This is a genomic window from Haemophilus haemolyticus (genome assembly GCF_001679045.1).
Classification (GTDB): domain Bacteria; phylum Pseudomonadota; class Gammaproteobacteria; order Enterobacterales; family Pasteurellaceae; genus Haemophilus; species Haemophilus haemolyticus.
In genome coordinates this window covers 259,939-279,359 of the sequence record NZ_LYCK01000013.1, presented here as the reverse complement: position 1 = coordinate 279,359, position 19,421 = coordinate 259,939, and the positions used below count along the sequence as shown (strand labels likewise).

Genomic DNA, 19,421 nt, shown 5'->3' with positions numbered 1-19,421 from the left:
ATGAAAAGTTTAATGCCTCAAATTGATTCAAATGATGGCCTTTTCCACAATGGTAATCCAGCAACAGGCGAACAAGGCACGCGAGTAACCGATACGTGGCTTAATAATTTGCAAGACCGTGTGCGAGATGTACAAGCTGAAGCGCATTATGTGTTGCAAAAAGCGGGGTTCCAGCCCGTAGAAAATAAGCAAACTCAGCTTTATGAGGCGATTGTTAAGATTATTGATGATAACCGTAAAAAAGCCTCTACCACGCAAAAAGGCGAGGTACAACTTTATTCCGGATATGATTTAGATTCTGAAGAAATGGCTGCTACACCTAAGGTCATTAAAATCTTGAAAGGCTTTATTGATTCGATTACGCGTAGCTTGACGAATTACATCCCAAACAGCAAAAAATCATCAGCCGTTAACAGTAATAGCTCAGACACAGTGGCAACAAGTGCGGCAGTGAAAGCAGCGAATGATAACGCAAATGGCCGCGTGTCAAAATCGGGCGATACGATGACCGGGATGCTGACAATTACCGGCTCAAGTACAGCATATCGGGTAAATAATTATAACTGGCCAAAGAAAATTGAGTTGAGCGGCGACTCAGTGATTGGAAATGAAGTGTCTGTTATCGGTTTCAATAATAACGGCGCTCTGCATTTAGGCGGAAAACCAAACTCAAGTGAATTTAATGTATCAATCGATGAAACAGGATTATGGGTTAAGAGCGATGTAGTAACTAAAAGCGGTGCATCATTAAATAATGCATTTATGAAAACAGGGGGAGTTATTACTGGTGACACGTCGTTTAAACAAGGCGACTGGAGTGGAATCAGTTTTTACAATAATTCTGGTCGGTACGTGCGAATAGAAAACAATCCTCACAGTAGTAACAGTATGCTGTCATTTGTTTACCGCGAAAGCAATGGTTCAAACATAAATGTCGCCAGCTTACCAAGAAAGAATGGAAATATATTGCTTGATTCGGATATCTCCCACGCCACCAACGGCACAAACAAGGAAAAAGTGGCGAGTGAGTTTGCGTTGAATGAACTTAATAAAAAATTATCAACAGTTATTCGGAAAAATTACACAAAAACCATTAAAGGTACTAATGCTAGCTTCGATAATGCCACCCAAAAAAATATCAACTTGGAGGGGGAAACTATTATTCACCCAGACGGAAAAATTGAACAAATAATTCACTTTAAAGCTTTTCGCGTATGGTGGTTTTACTTTGAGGCTAAAAATAATAGCGAACGATTAGCAATCGAAATCCCGGTTCCTCTTTGGACAGCAATGCCAAATAAAATTACCAATGTAACTGCCACATTTTCGAGAACCGAATCAGGGAGGAGTTTTTCATTCGGGGCGGAAGCATTTGAGTGGTGGCCACCAAGTTGGGCGTTTGAGCGACAAAATAATATAAAAGATAGATTATGGCTATATACCATCCGGCATGTAGGCAATCAAGATGAACATATTGATTTATGGGTGAAAGTGGAGGGGTATTAATGTTTTTATTACATCTTATTGACAAACTGGGACATTTTGAGCTGATTGATAGTGATTTTCGCCATTTGTACGATCTAACCGATGATGAATTATTAGTCTTGAGCGATGAACAATATCAGCAATACGAAGCCATTAATTCCGATGATATTACCTATCAAGATGGCGTGTTTTATGGCAGACCTCGCGCACCATCAGCCGCGCATTCATGGGACGGTAAAGAATGGGTAGAAGATAACAGGAAAATTACCGCACTTTTACAAGAAAACCAAACTAAGTTTACTGCAGATATCGACGAACACGCGGCAAAAATCTACAGCACTTGGACGAGATTTGAGAGTGAGTACCGTGAGCGCCAAGCGGCGGCGGAAGCCTTTAAATCATCAAATTATGAGGGCGAATGCAGTCGATATATCTCAGACTTTGCACAACGCGCAAGACTGGATAATAAGACCGCCACAAACCTGATTTTGACGCAGGCGGCAGGCTTGGAAAAACTGCAGGTTGAATTAGCTAATCAACGCATGCGTAAGTATGAGCTCAAGGCCCCTAATCTCACGCTTGAGCAACTGCAATCAATCCATGATGACATTATCAAGCAAATGGATAACTTGATGGAGGCATATCAAAATGGCTAAGGTTTATTTGGCGATGTACAAACACAAACGAGACTGGCGCAAAGAGCCAGTCAAAGCAATCGCCGACCGTATTACTCGATTTTTTACCAAAGGCAAATATTCGCATTGCGAGATTGCCATTGAGCGCATTGAGTTTGGTAATGGGCATCATTATGAGCATGTGACAGTATATGACTGCTACTCCTCATCGGTACAAGACGGTGGGGTGCGCTGCAAACAGATTGATGTGTCCGATAACACCAAATGGGATTTAATTCCGCTGGACGGTGTACCCGAAGCAGAAATCAAAGCCTATTTTGACCGCACTTTGGGTTGTAAATACGACTGGTGGGGCGCGCTAGGGATTGTGCTTGGCATCAAAGAAAAACGCAGTAAGTATTTTTGTTCTGAATGGTGTTTTAATGCGCTTTCAGGCAATGAAGAAGGCTGGCGATTTAGCCCGAATCAATTAGGGGCAATATTTAAATATGATGACTAAAGACAAACCGATCATTAATTTTAACTGGAAATTTGGCGACGATGAAAGCGAAACACTGACGCTAGATGAAAAAGAAGTGCCCGAAGGCTTTGCTGATAGCGAATTTGACTTGTTTATCGTGCCTGATGGCAAAGATCCAGTTATCCATTTGACAAAAGGCAATGGTATTGCGTTATCTGATAACAACATCAAAATCACTTGCACGCGCGACCGTTTAGCTAACACAAAGTGGAAGACCGCAAGTTGGGCGTTAAAAATTACGAATACGAGCAACTGGCGAGACACACTATGTGGCGGAAAGATTACGCGTTATAGCTACTATCCTGCAGAACGCGTAGAGGAATGACGCGATGAAAGACTGTAAACGGGCAATCGATGTGAAATTGCAGTTGAAACAAGCAGTGACAGTATCGTTGCAATCAAAACAACCTATCAAGGTGACGTTATCAAAAGGTATTTCAGGTGGCTGTGGCACACCTGTTTTGCCTGAATTTTCAGATTTAATTCTTCATTACAAAATAGGACGACTATGACAACACAAACTATCCAACAATTATTAACCGAATTTGCAACTTACTTAGGTGAGCAAGACAAAGCGATTTTAGCTCAAATTGAGACAAAGATAACCCAACTTAAAAATGACCTGTTAGGCGGTGAGGTATCAGCAGATTTAGACACGTTTAGAGAGCTGGCAGAAGAACTACGCAAACTCAAAGCAAGCGGGAGCAGTGCACCTGAAGCATTGACCAGCAAACTGACCGAATTTAAACAGAGTTTAGACGGTGTGATTGAGAAACTTAACGCCTTAAATGCAATGGACTTAAAGGCAGCTTATCAACGTGGGAAAAATAGCTAATGAGCCTTTTAGAACAACTGCCCGAGGTCATTGAGCAAATCGGGCGAGATATTAAAGCTATAACTGTTGTACTTGGCAGCGGTCGCCCTGATAAGCCCGATACAACAGGCGACAAAACAGCAGGAGAAGAGCCCAAAATAAAAGGCAATGAGCCTAATGGGACTATCTATGAGTCATCAGATGGCGGTGGAGTCGGAGCTTGGAAATGGCAAAAACGAAATAAGAAATGGGTTGTTATTGATGGTGATACAGGTTTGGTTAATGTTGTAACGAAAAATCTGAAACCAGGAGCTTACATTAAACTCCGCAGGCAAGGCAACCTTGTATCATGTCATATGGGCGGGTTATCTTGGGGGCTGTTTGGTTACTTAGGTAAGTCAGAGAAAGGTTATAGTCCACGACAAGCAGGTCGAGTTGAGGTTATTGGTACAAGTGGGATTCCGCTCGGTTTTAGAGCTGACGATTCCTGTGGTTTCAGTTTATACGATGATGATACCAATCGAGCTGTTGCAGGTATTTATGTGGGAGGTGTGGGCGATGCTAATTTTATGAGGTTCACTCCTTACCATGCAGACCCAAAAGTCAGAGGCAATGATGCAATACCTGACATTGGCCCAAAAAATCTAAGACCGCCCGCTATGATGTGGACAACGTCAGACCCTTGGCCTGATAGGGTTTAAGATAATTTTATATCTCTAAATAGTATTTTAGAGATAGGATGTAATTCAACCAGAAAAATGGATAATAATGACAAACGAAAAAACGAACAAACAAAGCGTAGTGCAATTTAAGCAGGCTCCGTTACCTTTTGTGGGGCAAAAACGGATGTTTTTGAAACATTTTGAGACTATTCTCAATGAAAATATCGAAGACGATGGTGAAGGATGGACGATTATTGATACCTTTGGTGGTTCAGGTTTATTAAGCCACGCAGCCAAAGCGATTAAGCCAAAAGCTCGTGTCATCTATAATGATTTCGACGGCTATGCGGAACGATTAGCACATATTGATGACATCAACAAGCTGCGTGCCGAGCTTTACTCTGTAGTTGGTAACGCTACGCCAAAAAATAAACGTATGACGAAGGATTGTAAAGCAGAATGCATCAGAATCATTCAAAACTTCAAAGGGTATAAAGATTTAAATTGCTTAGCGAGTTGGTTATTGTTCAGTGGGCAACAAGTAGCAACGCTTGATGACTTATTCCAACATGATTTCTGGCATTGTATTCGTCAATCTGATTATCAAAAGGCAGACGGCTATTTGGACGGCGTAGAGATTGTGCAAGAATCATTCCACACGCTCTTGCCTAAGTTTAGCGATGACCCGAAAGCGTTATTTGTATTAGATCCACCATATCTATGCACTAGACAGGAAAGCTACAAGCAGGCGACTTACTTTGATTTAATCGACTTTTTGCGATTAATCAACATTACTCGACCGCCTTATATCTTCTTCAGTTCAACTAAGTCGGAGTTTGTGCGGTTTATTAAGTATATGGTTGATGATAAAGTGCATAATTGGCAAAACTTTGATAATGCGCAACGAATTGTAGTCAATGCTTCAGCAAGCTATTCAGGTAAGTATGAGGATAATATGGTTTATAAGTTCTAAACTGTAAAATTTAAACGCCCTTTAATGATGATTTAAAGGGCGTTTTTGTTTGGTTTAAATTTGAGGTTTATTTTGCATAATAGTTTAATTGTTTATGCAAAATAAATTTCGATTTTATGCAAAAAGATTCGCGAACTTATACACGTCGTCTGAACTTGTTGATAAATTGATTGAAATTGTGTTGTAAGGCGTTTAAATCAGGATAACCGCTGCGCTCGATGGCTTTGTTTTCTAGGTTTGAATAAAAGGCTTCGGTGTCGAGATAATCAGCATCCACCAAGCAAGAATAAAGCATTCGGGTGAAGAAGGCGTAGGAGAAAAAAGGATGATGTGCGTCGGCTTTGAGTGGCGGTGCGGACAGGTTTTGAGGGAGCTTGATTTCTTGTTGCCACAGGTTATCGAGGGCGGGAATATCTGTGCCGAATTGCAATCCTAAACGCTGCTTTAACGTGCGGCGGTTATCGCCTTCGCCATTTCCATTTGCCAGCCCCGCATGATGCCCCGCAATGCAAAACGCCATCAGCTTGCCGATAACATCTCCCCAACGCTCGACAGCAATTTTGGCTCCCGCAGTAGCATGATCGACTGATGAGCCACCATGCAATCGGCGGTTAAAGGCTTCCGAATATTTCCCTAAGTCATGAAACTTTCCCGTCTGGCAGGCAATTTCCTGCGCACCAAATACCCGAGCAAACTCCGCTGCCATTTCGCCAACATTCACAGAATGGCTTTGCAAGGTTTGCCAATGTTCATAAGGTAAGAGATTACCTAGTTCGTCTTGAGCTGAATGGGCATAGTAGAAAGGCTTAGTAAACATAAAAATAATCCCTTATATTTATGATTATTATTTGACCTAATCTACTCCTAATCCTCTTTTAATTCAACCATGTTTACATTGATAAATTTTGAGATTGAATCATTCATATTTTAAATAATACGCTACTAATTCCGCCCGCCAAAAGGTGGTTTTGCAAACCAAATCACAATAAACAATCCTAAGAATCCCATAGCTGATAGCCAAAATATTTCATTTGCGCCAATAATAAATCCTTGCGATGTTATTTGTTGAGCGAGGTAAGCTGAAGTTTGGGTATCACTTAAACCAAATTGATTCATTTGATGATAAAAACTTTGGGAAATTGGGTTATAAGGATTAATGTATTCTGTTAATTGAGTATGGTGAACGGCTTCACGGTTATACCACATAAATGTGGTTAAAGATGTCCCTACAGAACCCGCTAAAGTTCTCAAGAAGTTAAATAAACTAGACGCAGAAGCCATTCTATGCGCAGGCAAGCCAGACAGAGTTATTGTGGTAAGTGGCATAAAGAAACAGGCCACCGCCAAACCTTGCACTAATTGTGGTAAAGCCACATCAGCAAAAGTCATTGAAGGCTCGAAAGTCACCGCTCGCCAATAAAATGTTATTGCATATACAATAAAACTTATCGTCACTAAAATTCGCATATCGATCTTATAACCGAAACGTCCAATAATCGGTGAAAGTAAAATAGGGAATAATCCAACTGGGGAAGCCGCAAGCCCTGCCCACGTCGCAGTATAATGGAAGACTTGTTGTAGCAAGAGCGGAATTAATACCACAGAACCTAGATAAATCAAAAAGGCTAAACTAGTACATAAACACCCTACGCTAAAATTACGAGAATGGAAAAGCGAAATATCCACCACAGGATTGTCATCCGTCAATTCCCAAATAACCAAGGCAATCAGACAAACGACAGCGATAACGGCTAATATAATGATTTCATTAGAATTAAACCAATCTTGCTCACGGCCCTGATCAAGCATTAATTGCAAACATCCCACGCCTAAGACAAGTAAAACTAAACCGACTTTATCAATAGGTTGATGAACAATTTCACTTTCTCGGCTACCCAAAGTCTTCCAGCTGATTAGCACAACTAATAAACCAATTGGAACATTGATAAAGAAAATCCATCCCCAGTGGATATTATCACTAATCCATCCGCCTAAAATTGGGCCAAAAATAGGCGCAACCACAATAGTCATTGACCAAAACGCCAATGCCATTCCGCGTTTTTCTGGTGGATAATTATTCAATAATAAACTTTGCGAAAGAGGGATCACTGGGCCTGCGACAGCACCTTGAATGACTCGAAAAATAATTAATGCTTCAAGACTATCTGCAATCCCACAAAGCCAAGAAGAGACAACAAATAAAAAAGTTGAAACTAAAAATAACCGCACTTCGCCAAAACGTTTTGCTAACCAACCTGTTATTGGAATAGAAATCGCATTTGCCACACCAAAAGAAGTAATTACCCACGTACCTTGACTAAAAGATGCGCCAAGATCGCCAGCAATAGTAGGAATCGCCACATTTGCAATCGTAGAATCTAATACTTGCATAAAGGTGGCGAGAGATAAAGCCAGTGTCAATAAAATCAGCGCACCACCTTGAATAGGCGGGAATTTTTTTGCGGAATCGTCCATAACGCCGCCTTAATGGCTGTTTTGCTGAATGATAGATTCAATCAAATCTTCTACCGCACTTTCATCATATTTAAGTGCATCAGTCGCAAATAACGTTTTCGGTTCTGATTTTTCTCGTAGTATTGGGCCAGATGAATCTGCAATTCTTACTTTTGCCGTTGCAGAAAGACCAATTCTCAATGGTGTTTCTACAAATTGTTGTGGATCTAATTTAATTCGCACAGGTACACGTTGTACCACTTTAATCCAGTTACCCGTGGCATTTTGTGAAGGCAAAAGAGAAAACGCATTGCCTGTCCCCATTTCAATGCCATTTATCACGCCATCAAATTCTTTATTTTTACCGTATAAATCAAAATGAATTTTCACCGGCTGGCCAATACGCATATTCGTTAATTGAGTTTCTTTGAAGTTAGCTTCCAACCACATTTGCTCATTAGATACCACCGCCATTAATGCGCCGCCCACTGAAACGGCTTGCCCAACCTGAACATTGCGACGTGCCACATAGCCATCAATTGGACTTCTAATTTTTGTACGTTGTAAATTCAACCAAGCCTGTTTGAGTGAACTCATTGCATTCTGTATTTGCGGTTGTTGACGTAATGGAACGTTACTCAATAAAGCCTGATTAGCAGCTAATTGGTTTCTAGAGGAATTTAAATTTGCTTTGGAAAGTTCAACGGCTTCTTTTGCGTGTTGGAAAGATTCTTTATCAATCGCGCCCATTTTTTCAAGTTGAACTCGGCGCGCCAAATTGCCTTGTGCTTGAGCTAAAGAAATTTCATTGGCGTGCACAGCTGATTGTAATTGCTGCACAGTAAAACCCAGTTGTTCTACCTGGCGCACAGCATTGGCGAGATTGCTTTTGGCCTGTTCGAAACTAAGCTTCGCATTCGTATCATCCAATTCAACTAGAATATCACCTGCATGGACTTTATCCATATTGTCAGCATTAATCTTCGATACATTACCCGCAACTTGTGATGATACCATCACTTGATTACCACCCACATAAGCATCTTCTGTTTCTTCAAAATCCTTCAAGAAGAAAAACCAATACAAAGCACAAGCAATACCAATAATAAGCAGGAGAAGAATAAAAATGCTTAAGCCTTTTTTACGGTTAGTTTTATTTGATACAGATTTAGTTGATGGGTTTTCAGTTGCAGTTTGCGTCATAATGCCTTCCCTAAGTTGGGATAATGTTTAAAAATGAGATATTTGAGATAACCTTTAAAACTATCAAAAATAAAAAATGAAGGGTCATTATGAAACTTTAAAAAGGGGAACTCAAGGGAAATCATCATCTCTTTATTTTCTAGATTAATGAATGCTCTAGAGATATGGTCTCATTAATTTGATTTATCTTCGTGTAAGAATCAAAAATCGACAATCATAGCGATTTTGTTCATCCGCCTTACGATATTCGTCAAATTCAATTTTCCACTCATCCCAATTCAATTGAGGGAAAAAAGTATCACCATCTAGTTCTGCCTGAATTTGAGTAAGGTATAACTTATCTGCTTGTGGCAAATATTGTTTGAATAACTCTCCCCCACCAATCAACATAATTTCATCAAAATCTCTGACAAAATCTACCGCACTTTCAAGGCTATCTTTCCATACCACACCTTCGTGTTCAAAATGCTGACGAGAAAGTACGATATTCGTGCGTTTAGGTAGCGGGCGACCAATACTTTCAAACGTTTTACGCCCCATGATGACAGGTTTGCCTGTCGTGTTCTGACGAAACCATGCTAAATCTGCAGGCAAGTGCCAAGGCATTTGGTTATCTTTACCAATCACGCTATTTAATGTCGTCGCCACAATTAAACTAAATGTCATAAATCCCCCTAAATTTGCTGTTACTATACCTGATATTAGGTGATTTTTCATTGATTTAGTGATAACGTTAATGTCAATTTTAAGAACTTTGGAAACAACTATGAACAAAAAAACAATCGTAGTGAAATTTGGTACAAGTACCCTAACACAGGGTTCGCCAAAACTGAATTCACCGCACATGATGGAAATCGTTCGTCAAATTGCGCAATTGCATAATGATGGATTTCGTATAGTGATAGTGACTTCTGGCGCTATTGCAGCGGGTCGCCATTATCTGAATCATCCTCAATTACCACCCACAATTGCCTCAAAGCAACTGCTTGCAGCTGTTGGTCAGAGCCAATTAATTCAGGCTTGGGAAAAATTATTTGCTATTTATGATATTCATATCGGACAACTTTTATTAACTCGTGCCGATATTGAAGATCGCGAACGTTTTTTAAATGCGCGAGATACTTTACACGCACTTTTAGATAACCACATTATTCCTGTGATTAATGAAAATGATGCGGTGGCGACCGTAGAAATTAAAGTAGGCGATAATGACAATTTATCTGCATTAGTCGCTATTCTTGTTCAAGCGGAACAGCTTTATTTATTGACTGATCAACAAGGTTTATTTGATAGTGATCCACGTAAAAATCCTGAAGCGAAATTAATTCCAGTTGTAGAACAAATTACCGATCACATTCGCTCAATCGCAGGCGGCAGTGGAACCAATCTTGGCACTGGGGGAATGATGACTAAAATCATTGCTGCCGATGTTGCCACTCGCTCTGGAATTGAAACAATTATTGCACCAGGTAATCGCCCAAATGTGATCGCTAATCTTGCTTATGAACAAAATATTGGTACAAAATTTATTGCGCACCAATCTGATCGATTAGAAAGCCGCAAACAATGGCTTTTCGCCGCGCCATCTGCAGGCATTATCACTGTTGATGAAGGGGCCCAAAACGCTATTCTTGAACAAAATAAATCCTTATTACCTGCTGGCATTGTTAACGTGGAAGGACGTTTTTCGCGTGGTGAAGTAGTCAAAATACGCACTCAATCGGGTAAAGACATTGCGCTAGGTATGCCACGCTATAACAGCGATGCCCTACAATTAATTAAAGGCCGAAAATCAGTAGACATAGAAAATGTTTTAGGCTATGAATACGGTGCAGTAGCAATGCATCGTGATGATATGATTATTTTATAATAATCCTTAATGAAAAAATCCCAACTAATTGTACCGCACTTTTAGTTGGGATTTTTTTTATTTCAATGATAGAGATTTAATGTATCAAGATAACTCAATGTTAGATTAGCATTACATACCAATCACAACACAATCTGCCACACTTTTAGCTTTACTTTGCGCTTGCACTGCGGCATCTCGACTAGCAAAGCCACCTACACGAACACGGTTCCACTCGCCATTCACTTGCACTTGTGCATTTAAACCGGTCATAGCCAAACGACCTTGCATATTTTCAGCTTGCGCTCGATTTTTGAAAGCACCACATTGCAAACCAAATTTTTTACCACCATTCGGATTATCTGCAGTTTTAGGTTGCTCAATTTTTTTAGCCGTCTCAATTTTTGACTGTTCTTGTTTTTTAACTGGTTCAGATTTTACAGTTTCTGTTTTTACAGCTTCAGGCTTTTTCGCTTGCTCTACTTTTGGCGCTGCTTGCACTTGTTGAGCTTTCGCCGTTTCTACCGCACGTTGTTGCTCCGCTAATTTACGCGCCTCTTCCTCTGCTTGTTGTTCTTTTTCCATTTGCACTAGGACTTGGCGTTGTTCTTCGGTTAAGCGCATATTTTGCTCTACGCTTGTAGGTTTATTATCAACAGGAACAGTTCGAGTTTCTAACGCCTTGATATAACTCCAAACTTCCTCTGGGCGATTGGGTAAGACACTTTTAGGTTGCGTTTTTTCTTGTTGTGTCGCAGCCTGTTGCACTACAACTTCGCTATTTTTATTTTTCAACAAATAAAGTCCTACGCCAAAAGCCAACACAATGACCAAAGCGAGGATGATCAGAATATTCTTATTCTTTTTTGTTTTTTTCTTATTATTTGAGCCGCGACGTGCGGCAAAATCTCGGTGAGCCACAATAAATTCCTAAATTTTAAGTAATATTTTAATAATTCTACAAAACTTGCTAAGTTTACTGAAAAATAGGCTTTAAATAAAGACTAACATCAATAGATTATCGTGTATAAACACAAAATAAAAATACCGCACTTATTAGCTAAGCACGGTATTTTTTCACAATATTTTGAGAAAATTATTTCTCGTCTTTGAATCCTGACTCAACGCCACTCATATCAGGTAATTGGTGTGCAATACCTTTATGACAGTCGATACAAGTTTTACCTTCAGTTTTCATTTTTTCATGCATACGTGCTGCCACAGAACGTTGATCGTTGAAGTTCATACGATCTACTTTATGACAGTTACGGCATTCTTTAGAATCGTTAGCTTTCATACGAGCCCATTCGTTTTCAGCCATTTCTAAACGATGTGCGTTGAATTTTTCTAAGGTATCCACTTTTCCAGTATAGTGAGCAAATACTTCTTTCGCTGCAACAATTTTACGTTTCATTTTTGCGCCAAATTCATGCGGCACATGGCAATCTGGACAGCTTGCACCTACACCAGTACGAGTTTGATAATGCACGCTATGCAAATATTCTGGATAAGCATCTTGAGTATGACAACTCGCACAGAACTGCTCTGTGTTAGTCTTTTCTAAACCATAGTTAAACCCCACCCAAGAAAGAATACCGCCAATAGCTGATAAAATAATAATAGTACCTATCGCCATACGGCTTGGTTTTCTAAACCATTGCCAGAAACGCTTTAAGATATTTGGTTTTTTCTCAGACATATAGACCTCTTAAATTAGTTTCCGTAACCTTTCATCGGTTTGAAATCATTTGGAACAATCGGATCTACGTTTGATTGAGAAACGTGACATTGTAAACAGAAATAACGACGTGGCGATGAGCTTGAGCCCACTTTGCCATCACGATCCATAAAGTGAGTTGGGCTGATTCGAGTTGCACCACTCAAACGAGAATTTTCTGGACTGTGGCAATTTAAACATTGGTTCGCATTTTTTGTCACTTGATAATTTGCAACACTATGTGGAACCATTGGAGGTTGGTTTACATAGTTTAATGCTGGTAATTCACCTTGACGAGGTGCATTATGAAATGCTGGAGCAATATTTTCTGCAGCTTGAGTTAAATCTTTTCCCACTGCTGGTGCATCAGATGCCATCAGTGAGCCAGCAAAAAGTGCGGTAAATAATCCCGCTAAAATTTTAGATACCTGTTTAGTCATATTAATCACTCCCCTGAATGATCGAATCTGGTCGAAAATTTAAAAACTTTTTCAGCGCAAACGTCAATACAACGTCCGCAGCTGATGCAATCTTTGGAAAGCACAAGTAGGCTTTCGTCTTTTTTTCCATGTAAAGGTGAACGTAACACTTGGGCTTCAGGACAAACATTGTAACAATCCATACAATTATCGCATTTTGCACGATCAATCACTTTGATACGGATTAAACTTTTTGCACCAATCACACCATAAGCAGCACCAATTGGGCAAAGGTGTCCACACCAACCATGTTCTACAATCAATAAATCAAAAAGAAAAATAACAAGCAATAGCCAGCCTGTTGCACCGAAACCAAATATAAAGGCACGGCCAAGAGCAGCCACTGGATTAACCCACTCCCAAAGCAACATTCCGCTTACGCAACTGCCTAGTAAAATAAGTGCAAGGATGCCATAACGTAAACCGCGTGAAATTTTTGCTGTTTGGCGAATGCCTAACTTACGGCGTAGCCATGCAGCACAGTCCGTCACAACATTTAGTGGACATACCCAACCACAAAATACTTTACTACCAAGTACTGCGTAAAATAACACAATAATTGCTGCACCAATCAAGGTGAGAGCATCAGGTAAATGTCTTGCAGCCAAGCTTTCTGCTGTAATTAAAGGGTCGCTTAATGGAATAGTATCGAGCAATAAGCTTCCACTATAATTTCCTTTTAAAATCCACACGCCAAAATAAGGACCACTTAAAAACATCGCAAGAATGCTAAGTTGGCTTAATCGACGCCAAAATAAAAAGCGGTTTGCATACCACCAGCCCCATTTTTCTCGCGACTCTTTACCTGCAAATTTTGGTGTATTTGCCATTATTTGCCACTCCCTAAAATAGGTGCAAGCACGGGTTCTGCCGGTTCAGGAATTACAGTGGTTCCTTCTGGCGTACGAGTTGGCAACGAAATCATATCTTTAGGCGCAAGAGAATGGCCAGCTTTCGCTTTTTCTTCCCAGCCCAAACGATAATGTTTACCTAGCATACCTTTTGCAAGATCCATTGGTAAAACCTTAATCGCAGCCTCTTCTAACACACAAGCTTGCTCACACTTCCCACATCCAGTACAGGCATCAGAATGTACTGTTGGAATAAATAACGCATGCTTATCAGAACGTTGATTATGTTGTTTTTCCAATGTAATCGCTTTATCAATTAATGGACAAACCCGATAACAAACATCGCAACGTAATCCTTGCCAGTTCAAGCACGTTTCATGGTCTAACAGTACTGACAGCCCCATACGAGACTCATTAATATCTGTTGCATTGCGGTCAAGCGCCCCTGTTGGGCAAGCATGAGCACAAGGAATGTCAGGGCACATTTCGCAAGGTTTATCACGCGCAATAAAATACGGTGTTCCCGCTTCTACTGGCGATAATAAAGAAGCTAAATGTAGCATGTCATAAGGACAGGCTTGAACACATTGTCCACAACGAATACAAGCGGCAGAAAACGCTTTCGCATCTTGCAAAGCAAACGGCGGGCGCAATGGCACACCTTCGCGAGCAAGACTTTGATTTTGCTGCAATCCCAACAAAATCCCAACGCCAGCTAAACCACCCGCAGTACGGGTTGCTTCTTTGAGAAATTTTCTACGTTCAGGATTGAGTGCTGGTTTCTTCATTTTCTTTTAGATTTTAACCGCACTTTCATCTTCCTCTTTTATTAATAAGGGAAAATAAAGTGCGGTTGATTTTTACATTGTTTTTACGCAGCCTTTTCCACTTTTACCGCACATTTTTTGAAGTCGGCTTCTTTTGAAATTGGGTCTGTCGCATCTAGCGTTAAGCTATTTGCAAGCTGACCAGCATCAAAGAAAGTGGTAAATACTAAGCCACGAGGTGGTTTATTACGTCCGCGAGTATCTAAGTAAGAAATCATTTCGCCTCGACGAGATGAAATCTTAATTTTATCGCCATGGCGTAAACCACGAGCTTCAGCATCCAATGGGTGCATCCAAACAAGGTTGTTCGGCATAGCACGGTGTAATTCAGGCACACGACGCGTCATAGTACCAGTATGCCAATGCTCTAGAACACGACCGGTAGATAACCATAAGTCATATTCTTTATCCGGAGACTCAGCTGCAGGCTCATAAGGTACCGCAAGAATAATCGCTTTCTTATCTGGATAACCGTAGAATGCCACACCTTCACCCTCTTTAACGAATGGATCATAGCCTTCACGGTAACGCCATAAGGTTTCTTTACCTTCTACAACCGGCCAGCGTAAACCACGAGCTTTGTGATACATGTCAAATGGAGCCAAGTCATGACCATGACCGCGACCAAATTCAGCATATTCTTCAAATAAACCTTTGTGAACATAGTAACCAAAGTGCTCTGATTCGTCGTTTAATTGGCCTTCAGCAAGTTCGCTTAATGGGAATTTATCTACTTGACCATTTCTGAAGAGTACATCATATAAAGTTTTACCTCTATATTCAGGCATTTGAGCAAGTAATTCTTCTGTCCACATTTCATCAGTCGTGAAGTATTTTGCAAACTCCATTAATTGCCATAAGTCTGATTTTGCTTCACCTGGTGCTTTTACTTGTTGACGCCAGAATTGAGTACGACGTTCTGCATTACCGTAAGCACCCTCTTTTTCTACCCACATTGCAGTTGGAAGAATTAAGTCAGCAGAAAGTGCGGATACAGTTGGATAAGGATCAGATACAATAACGAAGTTTCCTTCTTTACGCCAGCCTGGTAAACGATCTTGATTAATGTTTGGACCAGCTTGCATATTGTTGTTACACATTTGCCATAGCACATTCATTTTGCCATCGTTCATTGCACGGTCTTGTGCAATTGTATCCAAACCAACTTTTTCAGAAACCGTACCTTTTGGTAATTTCCAAATACGTTCCGCTGTTTCACGGTGTTTAGGATTAGTTACCACTAAGTCAGCCGGCAAACGATGAGGGAATGAACCAACTTCACGCGCTGTACCACAAGCAGAAGGTTGACCTGTTAATGAGAATGGTCCGCAACCTGGAAGTGAGATTTTCCCAGTTAATAAGTGGATATTATAAATTAGTTGGTTTGCCCACACACCACGAGTGTGTTGGTTGAAGCCCATTGTCCAGAAAGATACCACTTTTTTGCTTGGATCAGCATAAAGTTTTGCTAAAGTTTCAAGCTGAGTTTTATCCACACCAGACATTTCAGATACTTTTTCAAGTGTGTATTCAGACACAATTTGTTTTAATTCTTCGAAAGAAGAATCATACATTTTGCCCGCAGTTTTACGGTTAGTATCTTTTTCTAATGGGTTTTCAGGACGTAAACCGTAACCAATATTGGTTTCACCACGCTTAAATTTAGTGTGTTTGTTCACAAAATCGTGGTTTACAGCATTGTTCTGAATTAAATAATTGATGATGTAGTTCATGATCGCCAAGTCGGTTTGTGGTGTAAATACCAAACCGTGATCGGCAAGTTCGAAACTACGATGCTCGTAAGTAGAAAGTACAGTTACACGAACATCTGGATTAGAGATACGGCGATCAGTAATGCGCGACCATAAAATTGGGTGCATTTCCGCCATATTTGAACCCCAAAGAACGAAAGCATCTGCATGTTCAATGTCGTTATAACAACCCATAGGTTCATCCATACCGAAGGTACGCATAAACGCAGTTGCAGCAGACGCCATACAGTGACGCGCATTCGGGTCTACGTTGTTAGAACGGAAACCAGCTTTCCAAAGTTTGTTCTTCGCATAGCCTTCCCAAATGGTAGACTGACCGGAACTGAACATACCTACTGCATTTTGACCGTTCTTTTTGAAAGCTTCTTTGAATTTTTCAGCCATTGTTTTGAACGCAAAATCCCAAGAAACAGGCGCAAAATCGCCGTTCTTATCAAATTTTCCGTTTGTCATACGTAAAAGTGGCTGAGTTACACGGTCTTTACCGTACATAATTTTCGGTAAGAAGTAACCTTTAATACAGTTTAAACCACGGTTTACTTCTGCATCCGGATCGCCTTGAGATGCCACAACACGTCCATCTTTAGTACCCACTAATACTGCACAACCGGTACCACAGAAACGACATACTGCTTTGTCCCATTTAATTTCGGATTCAGCCGCAACCACATTTTTGACTGGGATGGTTAGCCCCGCAGCCGTTGCCGCAGCTACAGCTGCGTTGGCTTTCATAAAGTCTCGACGACTTAAACTCATCGCGTTTCCCCCACGTTAAACACTGATTTATTATTAAATGTAAACTTTTTTACACACCTATAAGGCAGTAGCCTTACGATAAAAGACAAAAACTTTTCTTTTATCTTTTAAGCATTTCCCTTGCTTACAAGAGAATAAAGGTATTGTTATAGTAATTTATTTCTTCTGCTCGTCTTGCTCGTGATACACCAATGACACATTAATAACACCATCAATGTCTTTCACGCTTTCCATATTATCTAGCAGAATATGTTGATCATGCGATTGCATCACTACGACCATCTTCCCAAATTTTTCATCAAAAGTTGGAATTTCAGTATGCTCAATCGCTAAAAGTGCGGTTCGAATTGCCGCAAATTTTTCTGGATTACCTTGAACAATTAGCCCAACAACATGCCAATCTTTTGCGCTTTCCGGAGATAAATTTGTATTACTCATTTTGTTTTAGATAACTAATTTTAATCGCATTCACTGGACACCCCTGTAAACAAGCCCCACAGCCGTTACAAACATCCATATTCACTAAAGGCTGCGCCACTCCGCCCATTTGCAGACGAAAACTAATTGCTCTCATCGGGCAACTGTCTTGGCAAGAACGGCACTCAATGCGATGTTGGCTTAAACAAGCCATGCCAATTTCGATTTTGTGTAACCAAGGTTTTTCATCGCGAGAATGAAAAATAGGTTGTTTACACACATCTACGCATTTTCCACAAAAAGTACATTCGCCATTATCAAAACGAACTTCAGGAAAGCCTCCATCGCCTTTCACCAAAATATTGGTTTCACAGACAGAAAGACAATCGCCACAGCGAGTACATTGCTCCACAAAAATGGAATTTTCCACAGCCCAAGGAGGGCGAATTCCATCAAAGCCTTGTTTTTGCTCATTTTCTGAATGTAAAGACGTTAAGAATTTACCTCGTAAAAACTGTCTGCGGGGTAAGTTTTCAACGGTCATCGAGCGTGCCTTTTGTGGATAAATAAACAAATGCTTTTTTAAGGCGTAGAATTATGCGACGCAACAGTTACAATATGAACTACCTAAAATGGGTAGATTGTTAAATTATTGAGCTTTATTTGTGATAGATCAAAAAATCGAAAGTACGGTAAATTTCGCTAATATTTTTAATAAAACAGCACAGCGATTTATGCCATGCTGTTTTTAAATCAAATTACTCTGCTTTTGCTGGATATTCCCACCAAATATCAAATAATTCGCTTACTTCAATTTTTTGCAAGCCATTGGTTTCTAACCATTTTTTCACAGTTTCGCGGTGGCTTTCATCACATTTACCAATTTTTTCTAGGCAAACTAAGCCTTCCCAATGTAAATACCCGCTACCTTCATAAGCTAGACCATTTGGTTGAATCACTTCGTTAATAAAACGATCAACGATTTCATCTACAGTTTCAATCGCAGTACCTTCTGCAAATTGGAAATTTACAAGGAAACCAAGTTCTTGGAATTCAGCAAGGTGAAGTTTTTTGCGTTGACGTTGATTGTAAGATTTAGACATGGTATTTCTCCTATTAAGGTCGTATTCAAATCAGTATTCTATATTAAATTCGTGAATTTGGCATCGGATTTCCCCAACATCAATCTTCACCCAAAAGTTAACTTGCCCAAAATAGGCTTATTTCTTCACAAAGTATAAATCCCAAACACCATGACCAAGTCTGTGGCCTCTGGCTTCAAATTTAGTTAAAGGTCTAAAATCTGGTCTTGGAATATAATCACCACTTTTTGAGATGTTCACTAAATCGGTGTTTGCGCTTAATACTTCTAACATTTGCTCTGCATAATTTTCCCAGTCTGTCGCCATATGGATAAAACCATTTCCACCTAATTTTTGCACAACTTGTGCCACAAAGTGCGGTTGAACAATACGACGTTTATGATGCTTTGCTTTATGCCAAGGATCGGGGAAAAATAATTGCAAACCGCCAAGCGCACCATCTGCAATACTATCTCGTAAAATTTCCGTGGCATCATGACAAATCACGCGGAGATTCGTTACGCCTTTTTCCACTGCATAAGCAATACAAGCACCAACACCTGGAGTATGAACTTCAATACCAAGGTAATTTTTGTCGGGATTAGCAAAAGCCATATCCACGAGCGATTTTCCCATACCAAAGCCAATTTCTAATACAACTGGATTATCATTGCCATAAATCTTCGCAAAATCAAAAGGTTCCGTTTGATAATCTAAACCAAGTGTTCCCCAGTTATCATTCATCATGTTTTTCTGAAATTCGCTCAAACGACCAGTGCGGAGAACAAAACTACGGACTTTGCGTTTATAGCGGCCATCTTCGGTAAATTCTGCGGTTTCAACGGTTTTACGTTTTTGATCAGCAAAAGTTTGTGTCATAAAAATCTTGTTCATGAAAAAAATTGGCGGCGATTATACACGTTTT

At 40.2% G+C, this 19,421-nt stretch carries 21 protein-coding genes and 2 pseudogenes; 9 read left to right on the top strand and 14 right to left on the bottom strand.

Translation table 11 applies throughout. The features are described 5' to 3' along the window. The 8 genes from A8M50_RS08920 to A8M50_RS07040 all read left to right on the top strand — a co-directional run bounded on the left by A8M50_RS08920 (position 1) and on the right by A8M50_RS07040 (position 5,089). On the top strand, positions 1-1,506 hold the full coding sequence (locus tag A8M50_RS08920; RefSeq protein WP_005647122.1) for a phage tail protein: 1,506 nt from the start codon (positions 1-3) through the stop codon (positions 1,504-1,506). Beyond that, a complete protein-coding gene (locus tag A8M50_RS09055) occupies positions 1,506-2,141 on the top strand; it encodes a hypothetical protein (RefSeq protein ID WP_232604896.1) in 636 nt (211 codons plus the stop codon). Before A8M50_RS08920 ends, A8M50_RS09055 begins: the two co-directional genes overlap by 1 nt. Next, positions 2,134-2,619 (top strand): hypothetical protein, encoded by a 486-nt coding sequence (locus A8M50_RS07065; protein WP_005647132.1) that lies wholly within the window; start codon positions 2,134-2,136, stop codon positions 2,617-2,619. The genes A8M50_RS09055 and A8M50_RS07065 overlap by 8 nt, the downstream gene beginning before the upstream one ends. Further along, positions 2,609-2,965: a hypothetical protein gene (locus A8M50_RS07060; protein ID WP_005646980.1), complete on the top strand. Its 357-nt coding sequence runs from the start codon at positions 2,609-2,611 to the stop codon at positions 2,963-2,965. The genes A8M50_RS07065 and A8M50_RS07060 overlap by 11 nt, the downstream gene beginning before the upstream one ends. Before the next feature lie 4 nt (positions 2,966-2,969). After that, complete coding sequence (locus A8M50_RS07055) at positions 2,970-3,152, top strand: hypothetical protein (RefSeq protein WP_005647043.1); 183 nt, start codon at positions 2,970-2,972, stop codon at positions 3,150-3,152. Then, on the top strand, positions 3,149-3,475 hold the full coding sequence (locus A8M50_RS07050) for a hypothetical protein (RefSeq protein WP_005647162.1): 327 nt from the start codon (positions 3,149-3,151) through the stop codon (positions 3,473-3,475). Before A8M50_RS07055 ends, A8M50_RS07050 begins: the two co-directional genes overlap by 4 nt. Further along, positions 3,475-4,155, top strand: a complete 681-nt coding sequence (locus A8M50_RS07045) for a hypothetical protein (RefSeq protein ID WP_005646958.1) — start codon at positions 3,475-3,477, stop codon at positions 4,153-4,155. Before A8M50_RS07050 ends, A8M50_RS07045 begins: the two co-directional genes overlap by 1 nt. 67 nt (positions 4,156-4,222) lie before the next feature. Then, positions 4,223-5,089, top strand: coding sequence for a DNA adenine methylase (locus A8M50_RS07040; protein ID WP_005647155.1), 867 nt, complete (start codon positions 4,223-4,225; stop codon positions 5,087-5,089). 139 nt (positions 5,090-5,228) lie between these two features. Here A8M50_RS07040 and A8M50_RS07035 read toward each other — a convergent pair. The 4 genes and pseudogenes from A8M50_RS07035 to folA form a co-directional block, all read right to left on the bottom strand. Continuing rightward, positions 5,229-5,906: pseudogene (locus A8M50_RS07035) on the bottom strand (CRISPR-associated endonuclease Cas3''); the annotation flags it as partial. Positions 5,907-6,031: 125 nt separating this feature from the next. After that, positions 6,032-7,564: a DHA2 family efflux MFS transporter permease subunit gene (locus tag A8M50_RS07030; protein ID WP_005647026.1), complete on the bottom strand. Its 1,533-nt coding sequence runs from the start codon at positions 7,562-7,564 to the stop codon at positions 6,032-6,034. A 9-nt stretch (positions 7,565-7,573) separates the two neighbouring features. Continuing rightward, positions 7,574-8,746, bottom strand: coding sequence for an EmrA/EmrK family multidrug efflux transporter periplasmic adaptor subunit (locus A8M50_RS07025; protein WP_005646942.1), 1,173 nt, complete (start codon positions 8,744-8,746; stop codon positions 7,574-7,576). Between the two features lie 183 nt (positions 8,747-8,929). Beyond that, positions 8,930-9,412: a type 3 dihydrofolate reductase gene (gene folA, locus A8M50_RS07020; RefSeq protein WP_005647059.1), complete on the bottom strand. Its 483-nt coding sequence runs from the start codon at positions 9,410-9,412 to the stop codon at positions 8,930-8,932. Between the two features lie 100 nt (positions 9,413-9,512). Between folA and proB the strand changes: the two genes are divergently transcribed. Continuing rightward, positions 9,513-10,616, top strand: a complete 1,104-nt coding sequence (proB, locus tag A8M50_RS07015; RefSeq protein WP_005647138.1) for a glutamate 5-kinase — start codon at positions 9,513-9,515, stop codon at positions 10,614-10,616. A 111-nt stretch (positions 10,617-10,727) separates the two neighbouring features. Here proB and ftsN read toward each other — a convergent pair whose 3' ends face one another. From ftsN to trmB, 10 genes and pseudogenes are all read right to left on the bottom strand, one after another. Continuing rightward, positions 10,728-11,516 carry a cell division protein FtsN gene (gene ftsN, locus A8M50_RS07010; protein ID WP_005646903.1) on the bottom strand — a complete coding sequence of 263 codons (789 nt, stop codon included), beginning with the start codon at positions 11,514-11,516 and terminating at the stop codon, positions 10,728-10,730. 175 nt (positions 11,517-11,691) lie between these two features. Next, complete coding sequence (locus A8M50_RS07005) at positions 11,692-12,294, bottom strand: cytochrome c3 family protein (protein WP_005632140.1); 603 nt, start codon at positions 12,292-12,294, stop codon at positions 11,692-11,694. 14 nt (positions 12,295-12,308) lie between these two features. Further along, positions 12,309-12,752 carry a nitrate reductase cytochrome c-type subunit gene (locus A8M50_RS07000; protein ID WP_005636511.1) on the bottom strand — a complete coding sequence of 148 codons (444 nt, stop codon included), beginning with the start codon at positions 12,750-12,752 and terminating at the stop codon, positions 12,309-12,311. 5 nt (positions 12,753-12,757) lie between these two features. Continuing rightward, positions 12,758-13,621 (bottom strand): quinol dehydrogenase ferredoxin subunit NapH, encoded by an 864-nt coding sequence (napH, locus tag A8M50_RS06995; RefSeq protein ID WP_005647067.1) that lies wholly within the window; start codon positions 13,619-13,621, stop codon positions 12,758-12,760. Further along, positions 13,621-14,459: pseudogene (napG, locus tag A8M50_RS06990) on the bottom strand (ferredoxin-type protein NapG). Before napG ends, napH begins: the two are co-directional and overlap by 1 nt. A 54-nt stretch (positions 14,460-14,513) precedes the next feature. Continuing rightward, positions 14,514-16,997 carry a nitrate reductase catalytic subunit NapA gene (gene napA / locus A8M50_RS06985; RefSeq protein WP_005647135.1) on the bottom strand — a complete coding sequence of 828 codons (2,484 nt, stop codon included), beginning with the start codon at positions 16,995-16,997 and terminating at the stop codon, positions 14,514-14,516. A 156-nt stretch (positions 16,998-17,153) separates the two neighbouring features. After that, positions 17,154-17,435: a chaperone NapD gene (locus tag A8M50_RS06980; protein WP_005627031.1), complete on the bottom strand. Its 282-nt coding sequence runs from the start codon at positions 17,433-17,435 to the stop codon at positions 17,154-17,156. After that, on the bottom strand, positions 17,428-17,958 hold the full coding sequence (napF, locus tag A8M50_RS06975; protein WP_005647141.1) for a ferredoxin-type protein NapF: 531 nt from the start codon (positions 17,956-17,958) through the stop codon (positions 17,428-17,430). The genes A8M50_RS06980 and napF overlap by 8 nt, the downstream gene beginning before the upstream one ends. Before the next feature lie 214 nt (positions 17,959-18,172). Next, positions 18,173-18,517 (bottom strand): YggL family protein, encoded by a 345-nt coding sequence (locus tag A8M50_RS06970; RefSeq protein ID WP_005627035.1) that lies wholly within the window; start codon positions 18,515-18,517, stop codon positions 18,173-18,175. 117 nt (positions 18,518-18,634) lie between these two features. Beyond that, positions 18,635-19,375 (bottom strand): tRNA (guanosine(46)-N7)-methyltransferase TrmB, encoded by a 741-nt coding sequence (trmB, locus tag A8M50_RS06965; protein WP_005647145.1) that lies wholly within the window; start codon positions 19,373-19,375, stop codon positions 18,635-18,637. Positions 19,376-19,421 lie beyond the last annotated feature (46 nt).

What these genes read in the sequence shown, in the direction of transcription:
- A8M50_RS08920 (WP_005647122.1), top strand. Translation starts at nt 1, where the DNA reads ATGAAAAGTTTAATGCCTCAAATTGATTCAAATGATGGCCTTTTCCAC.
- A8M50_RS09055 (WP_232604896.1), top strand. Translation starts at nt 1,506, where the DNA reads ATGTTTTTATTACATCTTATTGACAAACTGGGACATTTTGAGCTGATT.
- A8M50_RS07065 (WP_005647132.1), top strand. Translation starts at nt 2,134, where the DNA reads ATGGCTAAGGTTTATTTGGCGATGTACAAACACAAACGAGACTGGCGC.
- A8M50_RS07060 (WP_005646980.1), top strand. Translation starts at nt 2,609, where the DNA reads ATGATGACTAAAGACAAACCGATCATTAATTTTAACTGGAAATTTGGC.
- A8M50_RS07055 (WP_005647043.1), top strand. Translation starts at nt 2,970, where the DNA reads ATGAAAGACTGTAAACGGGCAATCGATGTGAAATTGCAGTTGAAACAA.
- A8M50_RS07050 (WP_005647162.1), top strand. Translation starts at nt 3,149, where the DNA reads ATGACAACACAAACTATCCAACAATTATTAACCGAATTTGCAACTTAC.
- A8M50_RS07045 (WP_005646958.1), top strand. Translation starts at nt 3,475, where the DNA reads ATGAGCCTTTTAGAACAACTGCCCGAGGTCATTGAGCAAATCGGGCGA.
- A8M50_RS07040 (WP_005647155.1), top strand. Translation starts at nt 4,223, where the DNA reads ATGACAAACGAAAAAACGAACAAACAAAGCGTAGTGCAATTTAAGCAG.
- A8M50_RS07030 (WP_005647026.1), bottom strand. Translation starts at nt 7,564, where the DNA reads ATGGACGATTCCGCAAAAAAATTCCCGCCTATTCAAGGTGGTGCGCTG.
- A8M50_RS07025 (WP_005646942.1), bottom strand. Translation starts at nt 8,746, where the DNA reads ATGACGCAAACTGCAACTGAAAACCCATCAACTAAATCTGTATCAAAT.
- folA (WP_005647059.1), bottom strand. Translation starts at nt 9,412, where the DNA reads ATGACATTTAGTTTAATTGTGGCGACGACATTAAATAGCGTGATTGGT.
- proB (WP_005647138.1), top strand. Translation starts at nt 9,513, where the DNA reads ATGAACAAAAAAACAATCGTAGTGAAATTTGGTACAAGTACCCTAACA.
- A8M50_RS07005 (WP_005632140.1), bottom strand. Translation starts at nt 12,294, where the DNA reads ATGTCTGAGAAAAAACCAAATATCTTAAAGCGTTTCTGGCAATGGTTT.
- A8M50_RS07000 (WP_005636511.1), bottom strand. Translation starts at nt 12,752, where the DNA reads ATGACTAAACAGGTATCTAAAATTTTAGCGGGATTATTTACCGCACTT.
- napH (WP_005647067.1), bottom strand. Translation starts at nt 13,621, where the DNA reads ATGGCAAATACACCAAAATTTGCAGGTAAAGAGTCGCGAGAAAAATGG.
- napA (WP_005647135.1), bottom strand. Translation starts at nt 16,997, where the DNA reads ATGAGTTTAAGTCGTCGAGACTTTATGAAAGCCAACGCAGCTGTAGCT.
- A8M50_RS06980 (WP_005627031.1), bottom strand. Translation starts at nt 17,435, where the DNA reads ATGAGTAATACAAATTTATCTCCGGAAAGCGCAAAAGATTGGCATGTT.
- napF (WP_005647141.1), bottom strand. Translation starts at nt 17,958, where the DNA reads ATGACCGTTGAAAACTTACCCCGCAGACAGTTTTTACGAGGTAAATTC.
- A8M50_RS06970 (WP_005627035.1), bottom strand. Translation starts at nt 18,517, where the DNA reads ATGTCTAAATCTTACAATCAACGTCAACGCAAAAAACTTCACCTTGCT.
- trmB (WP_005647145.1), bottom strand. Translation starts at nt 19,375, where the DNA reads ATGACACAAACTTTTGCTGATCAAAAACGTAAAACCGTTGAAACCGCA.